This window comes from Shinella sp. 20P9.1.1, assembly GCF_057798995.1.
In genome coordinates, this window is the sequence record NZ_JBYOLC010000020.1 from 1 (window position 1) to 13,186 (window position 13,186).

Genomic DNA, 13,186 nt, shown 5'->3' on the forward strand with positions numbered 1-13,186 from the left:
CACTCCTCAACCAATACCTCTGTAATCTTGGTGCCGAGGTGCGCGTCTATGGTGTTTCAGCACAGGGAGGTGATGTTCCCGACAAAAAGAAGGGAGGGGGCGAGGCTGAGCGAAAGGCGTTGTTGAGCCTTGCAAAAGCGACCGAAAGGATCAAGGTCGTCGGACATGGGGCCGGATTACATGATCTGACTCATCCTGTACGATGGCTAAGCAGTCTGGAAGATGAATGAAAAGTGATGAGTTTAACCGAGTTGATCAAGCAGTGTATGGCTACTCGAACGGCCATCGCGAACTTGCGTCCTCGGTTTCCTTGTCAGCCATTGACACCTACGAACTGGCGGCAGCCTCCGATCTTGCGCCCGGCGTGAAGCTTGAGCCCGATCAAAGCTACATCACGGGGCTGATGCTGCCCGAAAGTAAAAAGTACGCACTCATCAAGACCTGGTTGGCTCCAGAGATGCCAAGACCCGGATGTGTCTGGAGCCACGTCCTTGTCCTCGACCGCCATGTTCTTTCGACACAAGCTGATCTGACGGTCCTAAAGCAGCTGTTTCAACGACCAGCCACGTACCGGGACGACCCTTCGCTATCAATCAGCATTTCATTGAGCCGACGAGCAAAGGGGAAGTCCGCTCGGAGGGACTTGATCGAACATGTGCTGTCTTCTTGTTACGCCTTCACAAAGCTCAACCCCGACATCGGCTCAGAAGAGGACAGGGAAAACGCAATCTTAGCTGTATGGTCCCAGCAATGGCCTCGGCTTCGTGCGTCTTTCGTTTTTCGGTCAATTCCGTCGTCGACAGACCTAAAGGGGCAGTTCTTTCATTTCCAATCGACCGGTTCTCAGGCATCGAATCCAGATAATAAAGAATGGATTAAAGAAGCCGCCATAGATGCGACCTCCGAAACCATCACGCCTCTTCGACGATTCCTCTGGCGTTACGGGAAAGATATAGACTTGAGTCGACGTTCATTTCCTTTTTTGGTGAATGCCTTCCTTGAAACGCGTGGTACGAAGTTCGACCAGCAGGTCGCTACCAACACCTTTATCCAATTCAAGTCAGGCCAAGCCGACACCCTGAAGCGAGATTTGCTCGGGATCGCAAATCCGAAACTTTCCTTGGTACCCGCGCTTAGCGCTGTTGATTTGGTCCAGGTGATTGCAAACCTCAAGCTGGACTCGTTGGGATCGACAGAAGATGAAATCGCGTCATTATTCGCAAAAACTCAACTGGCGGATTTGCCTGAGATAGTGCGCGCTATCGACTCCGTTGCGGAGAAGCTCGGGTCTCTTGGGGAAAGGCTTGAGAATACCCTTATACCACTTGCTGACGAGCAGTGTCTTGTTAACCCAGTGATGCCTCAACGGTTTGTGTTCGATGCACTTTCTGCCAGGCACGAATTGATAAGCGAGGCAACGGCATCGGGTCTTTCACAAAGCGAGCTACTCTACTTGGCTCAAGCAGATGTCCCTGAAGAAAAGCTTGAGGTCATTCTCTGGCTGCTGGTACGCGGTGGCTACACTAGCGAAGCCTTGGATGTTCTGGACAACTTTGGCGAGACCATATTTTCGCTGGCTTTGGAGTTGTATCGCCTGTCGAAACTTGACCGGTCATGGATCGATGCATTGCGCTCCGATCCAATCCGCTTCGTTCCACTCATCGAGAGTGTTGACAATGGAGAAGCACTAGCGAGCGCCGCCGACCTGTTAGGGTATCCTATAACTCGGGACTCGGACATACCCCTTTGGCATTCCAGACTTCGCAAGACTTGGGCCACGGCTAGCAATGATTCACAAAGCTCGGTGCTAGTCTTTGTTTTCATCCTCTGCGTAAACGGAGGAATGGAAAATAATCGCCACGTAATGCGGGACATATTACCGGAGTTGCGAAAACGAATACTTGCAAATAAGCTACCCAGTCAAGCGAACAACATGCTTAATCGCTGGCTGCCTGAACATCGCGATTACTGGGATTTGCATCGACGCCTTCTGAAACTGTTCCGCCGCGAATACAAGCGCGGAATCAATTTGGATGACATCCTAGACGTCATTGATTTAACCGATGACGACTACGCTTATGCGACAAATCAGAATCCGGAAAATCTTGTCAGATCAGCATTTAGGCTGTTTATGCCATGGGTGTCATGGGATTAGACAGCGATACGGACGGAATGAACCTAAAACCTAGCTCGTCGGAGTCATGTCTTTGAGAAGATCGCTCACTTCGCGCTTTACGTGTCGCATAAATGTCTTCCTAACTTTTTCTTCCGTCCAGCTCCGAATATCATCAAGTTCCCTGCCTTCAAAATCAGCGATAAACTGCATCATCTGCTCGATGGTATAATCGTCGAAACGAGGGATATATTTCGTCTCAGCCAAATTGTATTTTATTTCGTGAAAGGTCTTGATGAAAGTCTTTGGTTTGCCATATTTCTCGAAGCCCACTTTCCTCCATAACCTGGCAACAAACCTGTCCAACCGCCTAAGCTGCTCCTTGTCATCGGTCATCGAAAAGTAAAACATAGAGCCATACCGCTTACCATTTACGAAGCAACCCGTTATTTTCAGATTCAAACGGCGGATTTGCCGCCGGTCTGTGGGCTTGTATTTTGCAGCGGTGGCAACAGAAACTAGATTCTCCATTATGTTGCGAAAAGAGCTTCGTCGAATAGAAACTTTGTTCGGCGTCAAATGGTAACCAAGGTACTCAACACCCTTGGAAAGCGGCTCAATTTTTGTCTTGCTGCCGGGTATCGGCTCATGAACCTGAAGCCCTACCTTGGCCAGCCTTTTCATCATGAATTGAAGGTTCGCTCTGGCCTTCTCCGACTTGCAGATGATCAAGATGTCATCGACGTATCTATAATACTCGAATTTATTGTGCGCTTCGTCATCGATGGGCATTATGTAGATCGAAGATAGCACGTTGGAGATGCTTAGCCCCTGCGGAACACCCCGATTATTGGTTCCGGCAGAACCAGTAGAGGTCTTGATCGCCGCCTCGACTAACGAGAGGAGCTTCCCGTTTCGAGTCTTGCTTCTAAGCCGCTTCATCAATTCCGAATGAAGTAATGACGGGAAAAAGTTTTGTACGTCAATTTGAACGAACGAGTATTCATCTGAAAGGGGTTTTATATACGCTTTGATTTCGGCAATGTGCTGGTGGGCAAAGGCGGGCTTGGCTTCAGTAAAGATTGTCGCCAGCGAGTTGGTCAGCGCTCGAAGACAAACTCTATCTCGGACACCCGCGATAGAAATTTCGCGCGGCGCTTTGCCTGCTCCCTTCAGTACAAGGCGTTGCTTATACGTGGTGAACCGATACTTTTCGGCAGCGACATTCTTCCGTATCAAACGAATTTCTTGATCCAAGTTTTTCTCGAACGCAGCAGGATGAATACCGTCCCTTCCGACAGTCCTGGACTGCGATACTCTGTCACGGAAGATCGCGGTTAAATTCTCGACCGCGAACTGATCTTCAAAAATCTGCTTTGGCGTCAACACCATCTGGTTCAACACGCTAACGGCCAGAGAAGGAAAAATATCGGTCCAATGAAGAGGATTCCAAGCAGCCCCCAGTAGAGCACTGTTCGAAATATGAACGATGCCATCATGAAAAGCGTATACCGCAGCTCATTCGACCCGCTGGTGAGCTTTTTCCCCTCAAAAGCAATGTGGTTCACTAAAAGGTCCGAGTAATCTCTGGAAGTATGGTTAGGAAAATCGACCAAGATTTCCCGGTATTTCATTCTTTTTTCCTGATCTGTCAGCTCTTCGTCATAGAGGGTCTGAAGCTTCAGGTAGCATTCTCGGAACGACGACGCTCTTGCCTCAAGACGAAAGCCAGCGGCAACGAGGGACGCCACAAGAACCACGACTGACGACGCTAGATTAATCTCGTCAAGTGCCGGGTACGGCTTGCTATAGAAGTCATCGAAAATCGACAAAATTACAATAAATAAGGAATAGTAAGTTACCGCAAGGAAGGAAACATTCTGGTTTCTGAGCGCCTTCCGTTCTGCAATCATTCGAACTCTGGACGTAATCCAGATCGTGTCATTGATTGTCGATACGCCACCGGCTTCCATGCTCGCCCTCCGCGCGAATAAGTGGTGCGGGCGCAATATCTCGAAGCAACTAAACACTCTCAAGGAATGTAGCAGACGCCAAGGACAAGCCTTGCTTTATGACCGTGACCCACAAGTGAGCCAGTGGTTTTACCCACTCCGCCCGCACCAGCCACAACTTAGGATGTTTCTATAGGCATTTCAACTTTCTCGGCACCCCGGAGCCACCATATTTCTTGTAGCTAGCCGTCTGGAAATGACACCAAGCGTTCTTTTCGCACCGAAGGGGTTGCGATTTTCTGCCTCTCGTCTAAAAGCAAGCTGTGTGTCCACGTAGCTCAGCAGGATAGAGCACAGGATTCCTGAAGGAAAATTGGGGGTTACAGCTGGAAACTCTGTAATCGATCTGCTCAAAGTCGGGGAACGCTGCACTGGTCTTCCAGGATGCCAATCCCGAGCCAAGCTCCAGAGAAATCTGGTGAAGGTGTAGAGACTGGATGGGCAGCACCTAAAAGCCGAAAGGCTCATGGTGAAGGGACAGTCCAGACCACGAACGTCTTCAGACGGCGGCAAAAGTCGAAGTGGTATGAATCCTGGGGTCGGAGGTTCGAATCCTCTCGTGGACACCATTTCTCCGCTGCTCACGGGTCGAATCCTTTATTTACATTTCTAACGTCTAAGGCAGACTGAAAGCGGCCAATCATACGCTGTAGCCCATTCCACAGGGACCGATCCATAATGACTGTCCCTGGTTTGGTTCGAACCGAGACTACTAGACCAGACTCCGTCAATTCAAACCCGTCAGCTTTCGCAGTAGAAATCCAATAGGCGAGATCATCAAGAACAGCCTCGTCATGCGGGGAGAGTTGATCGAGATCGACTGCGATATTTTTCGTGATGATCTGCTTCAAGGCATTGTTCGACCTCCGAAGCTCCCCAGCAAGTCTCTGCAGGCCCCGCACCACCTCCGCCGATCCGGAGTCCAAGTCGGATGGATTGAAAGAAACAAGAGCATCATCTGAAACACCCAGGGAGGCATCGAGATTTTCGATGTCATCATAGGCCTGACGCCAATATCCAAGGATTTCCGAGTATTCGTTGTAGATCGTCTGTCGTGAAGGAAAGCTGTCAAAACCAAAAATGCTATTTGCGCCAGACTCGGCAACCTCATCAGCGGTCGGCCGGATCGGCTTCCGACGCGTCAGCAGTGCCTTACAGACAATCTGCACCTTCTGAAGATTACGCCTGCGAACTTGGAGACGTTCAGGTACATTTTCTATTGCCCGAGCGGAGTTGGCCTCTGCCAGTTGGATGATTGCCGCTTTTCTGGTGACCATCAGGTGATCTCCATCAAAAGACGAGCCGACTGAGCGCGCGCTGTATCCAGCCCAACCGGTGCGACGGATACCCGGTCCATCAAATTTCGTACTTGGTAGTCAAGGCTTATGTCGCGCAGCGTCGCATCACCTCGTGTCAAAGCCATTCGATCTTCGTAAGACACGTGCTCGACCAAGTATCGAGCCATGACATCGCTTGCCGCACGACGCTGCATATCCGAGAGATCGGCGCGCATCGTGATTGGCACCTCATCATTTTTCCATAGTATGCTATCGATGAATTGCCGCTTCGTCGTTTCCAATGCGTCGTCGTGCAGGATCGACCAAAATTGGCTGGCTTGGGTGAGTATCGTGGCGAAATCGAATTCGGAGAACTCGACATATTCAACCGTAGCTGCAGTATCACTCGCAACAAGAGCAACGCTTGGCTGTTGTCCCGCTGCTATTTCTGATTGGAGGATTTTGCTTGCCGCCGTGAGGTGAACCTGCACCCTGAATATTGCCTCGTCCAGACGTTCTACGTCATTCTTCATGATAGTGTTCTCGGCTCGAAGGCTATCAGCCTGCAGTCGGAAAGTGTGCCGAGATATAGCCCCGCTTTCTTTTTGGGAGTGCAGCATCGAAAGCCGCGACGAATGCTCGCGGATTTTTTTAGACAGCTGCTTCCGCCGCCATAGAAGCTTACTTCCATACAATTCAAGCTGTAGGATAAAAGGTGTGCCGGAAACAAAGTGCCGACACATTATGCAATTTCGAGCCGGTCGAACTGGCCCATAGACGTTCTTACTACGAGGGGAGTCAGCTCTACGAAGCTCACCTCCATCCTCACATCGAGTGCCGTCATGGGGGCACACTCCGATATCGACATTACTAAAGAGGTTCCTATCGGCAGCCTGCAGCTCGGTTACAGTTTCCTCCTCGACATAGGTTGTTTTTCGTCGAGCTTCCGCGAGCTTAGCGTCTTTTAACTCGTTGATCCAGGAAGTGATTTCAGCGGAACTACTGGCCGACATGGCCTTGTCCAGCATCGCGCAAACCTCCGAAGGTGACCTGTTAAGATAGTATATCGTCATGGCCACAGTCGCGTGACCAGCAACCATCTTGCTTATCAGTTCGATTGGAACACCAGCGCGGTGGAGATTGGTGATCCCCCTTACCCGCATACCATGCAAGGTGTAAGCGCATTTTTGCGGCTGCCCATTTTCGCCGAACTTCGTGATAATGGTGACCTGGTCGTCTGGATTGAACTCGTTCCAGCGCCTCTCGACTTCTAGCATCCAAGCCAAGAACGCTTTGGTCAGTACCGTCGCGGACGGTGGTATATCCCGCGCGGTATTCTTACTGCTAGGAGGCATTCGAAAGAGGGCAAATATAGCGGGCAATGCTTTCACCGTCGCTTCGGGCGTTCTTCATCAAGGTATTCGATTGGTTCAACGGGGCCTTCAACCGGATTATGTGTGCGTTGCCACTCAGCTAGTGACCAAAGCAATCTGTGTAATTCGTCGGCCATCCAAGGCACTGCGTAGGGCTCACCCGTCTTGTTCGTATTTACAAAAAACCCCGTAAAAGATGGACTTTCTTCGCTATATTCATAGGCATAGCCACGCGTTTCATCAGCCGTCGTCAGCCCATTTTTTAGCCAATAGCCTGCATGAGGCCCTTTGTTTGTCTCCCAGCACATGGTTGACCCATTAAAGCACCGCAAGTCTCCTTCGCCGGAGTCAAAACGTCGAAACTGTACGGCCCTCAACGGGAGTTCAAGCATCGCCAGCAGCAGTGTAGGCAGAACGGGACAATACTCCCGCCGCACCTCATCCCCACAACGTTTTTCGTAGGTGAACGTCCGTCCAGGCCATCCAAGCGCACCTTCTTGGAGAATCTGTTTAGCTAGAAAATGGAAGCGTTCTGCCATAGGACGCGCGGCGGCCTGCGACCTACGCTTTGACGTTTGTGCTACCGAGTTCGCAACGAAATTGACTTCTTTTTCGGTAACAAGCGGATAAAAAACTTCACCAGGAAACTTTTCGGTATAATATGTGACGATATATTCCGAGAGACGTCTTGCCTGCCGAATAGACGTAAGCGACGAACTTCGAAGCGTCCCCACCCTGGACTTATACAATTCCACGAACGCGTTTGGAGGAAATTGCCGTTTAGACGCTTCGACTAGGGAAACCACTCCGTTTCCAGACAGGATTCTAATGGCATCCATTACAACCTGTCGGTCGACATTTTGCTTGCTCAGGGAGTCGCGAGCATATTCCCGGTAAAGGACCAGCAGCTCGCTCTCAAGTGGGGTGGGGTTTTTGACGATAGCTTTCCAAGTCCTGCCGCTCGCGCTAGACCATACTCGGGTATGCGCCGCTTCAGCCAGAAGGTCATTATCCTTGAGATATTCACCTAAAGCACGCGTAAACTCCCTGAAGCAAGTTGTGCCAATCTCATCTGATCCTAAGAATCCGTTTCTCCACCGCAGCCGATCCGGAGTGCGAAAGAAGCCGATGACGTCAAAGATCAACTCCCGTGGAAGCTCGTCAATATGCTCCGCACCATTGATCATCATTGCAAAGGCTGCAATTACTTTGAGGAGCTTATGTTTTAAAAGCTCCTTGTAGGGGCCCTTACGTCTCTCCACCGCCGCATACAGACCTACAGGGGTCAACGCTTCTAGGAGGCTAAAGCCAAGGGGCGATTGAAGAACGAAGCTTTCGACAATGCCGTTGTGAATTTTCTGGCCGTCGCCGAGAAGAAAGAATTCTGGGCGCAAGCATCCGCCGCTTTCAATCAACAGCCGGACGCATTCGTGCATTTCCGAAGTAAGAGCCTTCCGCTTGGGATGTGCCAGGATCAACTCAATTGCTTGGTTGCAGCGCTCCTGCATCCCCTCTATATCGAAGTCAAAATCGTGGCTAGAAGAAAAATTGACAAGGAATTGCCCCTCACTTCCATATGAAGTCAGCAATGGTTCCTCCAAAAATTAAGGGGAGATCATGCGAAATTGGGATGCTGCGCTTGTCGCTTAATCGCCTCAGTGACATCGCCAAACATTTGTTTAGCCGACTTAGTGGCAACGCCACCTTCGCACCTCAGCATTGCGTTGATCTCCTGCGGTGTCAGCGCAACATACCGAAGGTGACTAAACACACTGCGATGGTGCATGCACCTCGCTATTATATCGCCGTCGCAGCCAATTGTTTTCAGAAACGTCCCATAAAGATGGCGAAAACCATGAGGTGTTGTCCCATTATGCTTTCTCACACGTATATCTGGGTCATTTCTTATAACACTCAACCGTCTAATAGCTTCCCTCCAGGCGCTTCTGAATGCTGAGATGGTATACGGATCACCAATATTGTTCGTATTATTTCCAAAAACCCTGCCTGTTCCAACAAAAAGGTAATTGTGATCAGGCAGTCCTCTTGCTCTACGAAGCCGCATTATACGGGGTCGAGTTTTTGCAACGTAATTTCTCAAAAGCGTGGACACAAGCTCTTTGACTTCGTCGATTGGCAACCAGATCAGCTCCGCACCTTCACCGTCTCCAGCCAACCCCTTGAACCCCGATTGCTGACTTGCTTTCCTCAACCTATTGCGCGGAACACGCGCTTGGCGCTCAAGATATTCCATCCGACGCATCTCGCCATCTTTAGATTGAACGATCCCCTCCTGCGGATGATGAAGAAATAGAACTGCCTCCTCATCAATCCACTGCAGGTCCCCCACCCAGATGTGAAAAAGCTCACTGAGGCGCGGCCCGCCAGCAAAAAGGAGTAAAGCAATTATCTGCGCCGTCTCATCTGTTCCGCCTGAACGGCGAGCCCGAAAACAACGAAGCAAGAAGTCCCAGACTAAATCCGCCGGAAACCGGTGTGTCTTTCGCCCATCTGACATGATGGAAGCCGAACCGGAAAACGGATGTTTTCCAAGTGGCCGCCGCTCTTTTCTCGATAGGTGAGCCAGAAGGCTCTTTCGGCGTCGCACGACCTGCTCATGAGCCATCTGCAGCGCAAAATAGGGATTAGATGGCGAGGTCGGCTCGGACAGCAGCCATTCATTCGCCCCGTCGCCGAGTTGATGAAGAAATCTTGTAAGCGCTTTCAGGAGGTTCTTAGCGTTCGTCCGCGACCGAGGCGACCAGAACAACCCACAACTGTCACGCTTTCCACCGACTTCCACAATCGCCGTTCCTTTTTGGACAGCTTTTGCAAATTGTTTGAGCAACTCCGAGCGCGAGAACTCCAGGGAATGCCTACTGTGAGCCGCCTGCAAGAGAGGAAGCCAAGCCACGCTAAAATCGATCAGCAACCCCACCGCCCGTACCACAGCTAGGTGCCACGTCGCCGATCTCTCGTCGTTGTCGATGCAATAGTTAAGCAACGAATCGAGGCGGACCGCCTCAAGGTTCGCACCAGAACCTTGTAGAACATACAACACCGGCAGCACTGTCCGCTGGCGATCTCTATAAACAGCCTGCCACACGACAACATGGTCCATACTGCGTTCTACGCGGGAAAAATTGGCCAATGTTGCCTTCCCTTGGTGAGCATCGACATTCCTTTCAATCCAGCTGGCTCGGCATGTCCGCGCCGGTGGTTAAGCAAATCGAGGAATAACGCAGGGTGACATCCTGAAGGGATGAACCGCTGCATCACCACACCACCACGCCTAACAAACGTAACATCTCTCTACAAGATAAAATCTGCATCATCATCGCTTTTTTTGCTATCAGTCAGGTTAGTCCTAGTAATGTTGACATTATATAGCTGCAAACGCACAGATTAATTATTACGGCCATATATGCATCAGAACTACTTTACTTCAAGGTATTCCATACTGCTTCAAGCGTGCACAAATTGTTTTAAAAAACAATTCCGTTATAAATCCTTTGAAAAACAACTGGGCGAGCACAACAGAAGAAAAAATCCGACACGAATTGGCGCATGCTCATCACCTAACAAGCGCACTGAGTGCGCTCCGATTAGACACAGTCAAAAAAGAGGGCATCTGGCTAGCGATCTAAAACGCAAATTGGCTGAGGCTAATGCGTTAGAATCCCTGATGACCACGCTGGAGCGCGTATCTCCCCCAGGCAAGGCTAGACCTCGACGAACAGAGCCGCTCTACGCAGCAGTTCTCAAGAACGCACACCGCTTTATGGTCGAAGGAGGAAGACCGCTAAATCGCAAAGAGATTTTAGCCAAGATGCTCGATCTTGGCGACACCTCAGACGTAAATGATCCGCCCCAATTTGTCGGGAAGACGCTATGGCATAGCCGTCAATGCGCCACCCTTAAGGAAGGATATTGGCCTGCTGATTTAGACATACCGGAGGGACGCAACCCCAAAAACCGCAGCAATCGAGCCTGGATGAAACGCACAGCTACAAACTGGGCCAAAAAGCAGTTCGTAAGCGGAGTGCAGCCTGCGGCTGCACACTTATTTCCGTCCTCAACATCGAGCGTGCCATGACAGAAACCGATGTCAACGACCCTGAGGGTCGTTCCCCTCCGGTGACATCGGTTTCCTTACATGGCTCTTGATGCTTATCGGGACGGGGAACATCGTTCCGCCTGCGGCGGGTTCGATCCTCCGGAAGGATCGAACAGGGAACAAGCTTTACTGACCTTGCAACTTGCAAATCGGTAAACGGTAGTAAAACATATACCGCATATAAATGAGCACCAGATTCCTAATCTGGGGGTCCCGCGTTCGAATCGCGGCGGGATCACCACTTCACGCGAAGGAGACTTTTAAGGCTTTCCGCATACAAATGACGTCTCATGGATGGCGGAGGTTGTGGGATTGCCGAAGAAGTTTGTGGTCGGAAGGAGCGTTGGACTGAATGTCTACCTTCTGGCGCTTGCCCTTGCTTGCCTGATGCCCGTTGTCGCCATATCCGGCTTTGCCATGTGGCGTGCCGGTGAAGCGTATCGCGAGACGGCGACGACACGGCTTTCCGATACAGCAACAACACTCGCCCGCGCCATCGAGGCTGATATCGAGGGGCGGTTTACGGCGCTGACCACCTTCGCGACGCTGCGAACCTTCTCCGGCGACACGGTTTTGACGACACTGACATCCAGCCGCTTCAAGGGCATTGGACTGGATGGACAGGTTACCCTCGTTGCTTTCGATGGAAATATGCCCGTCGGCAAGGTTGACCGGCGGATTGCCATGGTCGCGCGCGAGGCGGTCAGCAAGCAGTCTCCAGCGCTTTCCAACCTCTATCTCGGACGCAAGCGGGCGGATTTCCGGATCGACCTTGCCTTGCCGTTGCCCGCGGAAGGCACGCACATGCGTGCGCTTGTGCTCTCGGTCGCGCCCGAGCAGCTTATCCGCGCCCTGCAGCAGAAGAACGAGGCCTTGAGCGGTATCCTCGTCGCCGTCACCGATGGTGACGGGCGGATCATTGCGCGGTCTCGCGAACCGCAGCGCACCATCGGTCTGCGTGCGCCCGACTGGCACAAGCTGGAGGCCCTCGGTTCCCGCAGCGGCTGGTTCGAGGCTGTGACGACGGAGGGAACGACGACGATCCTCGCCTTCGAAAAGCTGGATTCGACCCCTGGCTGGACCTTGGTGGTCGGCGAGCCGACCGCCGTCTTCAATGCACGCTGGAAGGACCCGCTAATCGGTCTTTCCTTCGGGGCGCTCGTTGCTCTTGGGTTTGCGACCGTGGCGGCCGTCTGGATCGGGCGGCTGATCCTTCGGCCCGTCGAGGCGCTGGCGGCGCATAGTGCTGCCGTCGCCTCGGACCATCCGGCGGATGCGCTGCCGCCCATTCCGAAATCGCTGGTGCGGGAATTCGAGACGCTGCGGGTCAGCGTCGAGGCCGCGGAAGCGGCCCGGCGCAACAACGAGCGGCGGCTGGAGACGGTGGCCCAGGCGGGGGCGCTTGCGCTCTGGCGCTGGTCGGCGCGTGGGGATCTCAGCTGGATCGAGGGCTGGTCGGTGCTGACAGGCACGCCGGAGAGCGACGCGCTCGGTATGGGCTGGCTCGACCATGTGCATCCGGACGACCGCGCACGGCTTGTCGAGACGCTGGAGGAGACGCGCGAGGCTTGTCGTATGGTCGATGTGGAGTTTCGTCTTCGCGTCGCCGGCGGGCGCTGGCTCTGGGTGCGCAAGCGCGGCGGGCCGGTGCAGGATGACCATGGCACCGTCCTGCAATGGGCTGGCGTCATCGAGGATATCGATGCGCGCAAGCAGAGCGAAACCCATGTGGCGCATCTCGCCCATCATGATGCGCTGACCGACCTTGCCAATCGCGTGACGCTGCGCCAGCGGCTGGAAGATGCCATTGCCGATACGCTGAACGGCAAACGTCGCGCGCTGCTCTATCTCGATCTCGATCGGTTCAAGCAGGTGAACGATACCTTGGGCCACGCGGCGGGCGACACGCTGCTCTGCGTCGTCGCGGACCGGCTGCGGGCCTGCGTCGGCGAGCAGGGGCTGGTTGCGAGGCTCGGCGGCGACGAGTTTGCCATCCTCCAGAACGACGCGGATCGCGAAGAGAAGAGCCTCGCTCTGGCCGAGCGGATCATCGAGATCGTCAGCGTGCCCTATCTGATCGATGGGTTCTCCGCCACGGTGGGGGTCAGCGTCGGCATCACATTCATCGCGGATAGCGCCAGCGATGCGGATGCTTGCCTGAAGCGTGCCGACCAGGCGCTCTATTGGGCCAAGCAGACGGGGCGTGGCCGGGCGGTTGTCTATGAACAGGAAGAAAACCTGGCGCGGCTGACCGCTTTTGCAGGCTTGCCGGCGAAGCGGCTTCAGGCCTGAGC

The 13,186-nt window shown here is 52.7% G+C and carries 10 protein-coding genes and 1 tRNA gene; 5 read left to right on the forward strand and 6 right to left on the reverse strand.

The genetic code is table 11. The annotated features are described in order from the left end of the window. Window positions 1-230: TRAFAC clade GTPase domain-containing protein (locus AC27VQ_RS23995; protein ID WP_488718297.1), on the forward strand; the 230-nt coding region annotated here is incomplete at its 5' end. Then, a complete protein-coding gene (locus tag AC27VQ_RS24000) occupies window positions 227-2,155 on the forward strand; it encodes a GAP1-N1 domain-containing protein (protein WP_488718298.1) in 1,929 nt (642 codons plus the stop codon). The genes AC27VQ_RS23995 and AC27VQ_RS24000, both read left to right, overlap by 4 nt. Window positions 2,156-2,185: 30 nt before the next feature. Here AC27VQ_RS24000 and AC27VQ_RS24005 read toward each other — a convergent pair whose 3' ends face one another. The 6 genes from AC27VQ_RS24005 to AC27VQ_RS24030 all read right to left on the reverse strand — a co-directional run bounded on the left by AC27VQ_RS24005 (window position 2,186) and on the right by AC27VQ_RS24030 (window position 9,926). Beyond that, on the reverse strand, window positions 2,186-3,517 hold the full coding sequence (locus AC27VQ_RS24005) for a reverse transcriptase domain-containing protein (protein WP_488718299.1): 1,332 nt from the start codon (window positions 3,515-3,517) through the stop codon (window positions 2,186-2,188). Then, the gene (locus AC27VQ_RS24010) at window positions 3,511-4,086 is read right to left on the reverse strand and encodes an SLATT domain-containing protein (RefSeq protein ID WP_488718300.1); all 576 of its coding nucleotides are present in this window, start codon (window positions 4,084-4,086) and stop codon (window positions 3,511-3,513) included. The genes AC27VQ_RS24005 and AC27VQ_RS24010 overlap by 7 nt, the downstream gene beginning before the upstream one ends. A 620-nt stretch (window positions 4,087-4,706) precedes the next feature. Beyond that, window positions 4,707-5,402, reverse strand: a complete 696-nt coding sequence (locus AC27VQ_RS24015) for a hypothetical protein (RefSeq protein ID WP_488718301.1) — start codon at window positions 5,400-5,402, stop codon at window positions 4,707-4,709. Then, window positions 5,402-6,793 (reverse strand): hypothetical protein, encoded by a 1,392-nt coding sequence (locus AC27VQ_RS24020; protein ID WP_488718302.1) that lies wholly within the window; start codon window positions 6,791-6,793, stop codon window positions 5,402-5,404. The genes AC27VQ_RS24015 and AC27VQ_RS24020 overlap by 1 nt, the downstream gene beginning before the upstream one ends. Then, complete coding sequence (locus AC27VQ_RS24025; RefSeq protein WP_488718303.1) at window positions 6,790-8,364, reverse strand: VPA1269 family protein; 1,575 nt, start codon at window positions 8,362-8,364, stop codon at window positions 6,790-6,792. Before AC27VQ_RS24025 ends, AC27VQ_RS24020 begins: the two co-directional genes overlap by 4 nt. 26 nt (window positions 8,365-8,390) lie before the next feature. Continuing rightward, on the reverse strand, window positions 8,391-9,926 hold the full coding sequence (locus AC27VQ_RS24030; protein WP_488718304.1) for a hypothetical protein: 1,536 nt from the start codon (window positions 9,924-9,926) through the stop codon (window positions 8,391-8,393). Between the two features lie 534 nt (window positions 9,927-10,460). Between AC27VQ_RS24030 and AC27VQ_RS24035 the strand changes: the two genes are divergently transcribed. From AC27VQ_RS24035 to AC27VQ_RS24045, 3 genes are all read left to right on the forward strand, one after another. Next, window positions 10,461-10,871, forward strand: coding sequence for a hypothetical protein (locus tag AC27VQ_RS24035; protein WP_488718305.1), 411 nt, complete (start codon window positions 10,461-10,463; stop codon window positions 10,869-10,871). 173 nt (window positions 10,872-11,044) lie between these two features. Next, window positions 11,045-11,133 (forward strand) — tRNA-OTHER (locus AC27VQ_RS24040). Window positions 11,134-11,204: 71 nt separating this feature from the next. Further along, a complete protein-coding gene (locus AC27VQ_RS24045; protein ID WP_488718306.1) occupies window positions 11,205-13,184 on the forward strand; it encodes a diguanylate cyclase domain-containing protein in 1,980 nt (659 codons plus the stop codon). The last annotated feature ends 2 nt before the right edge of the window (window positions 13,185-13,186 follow it).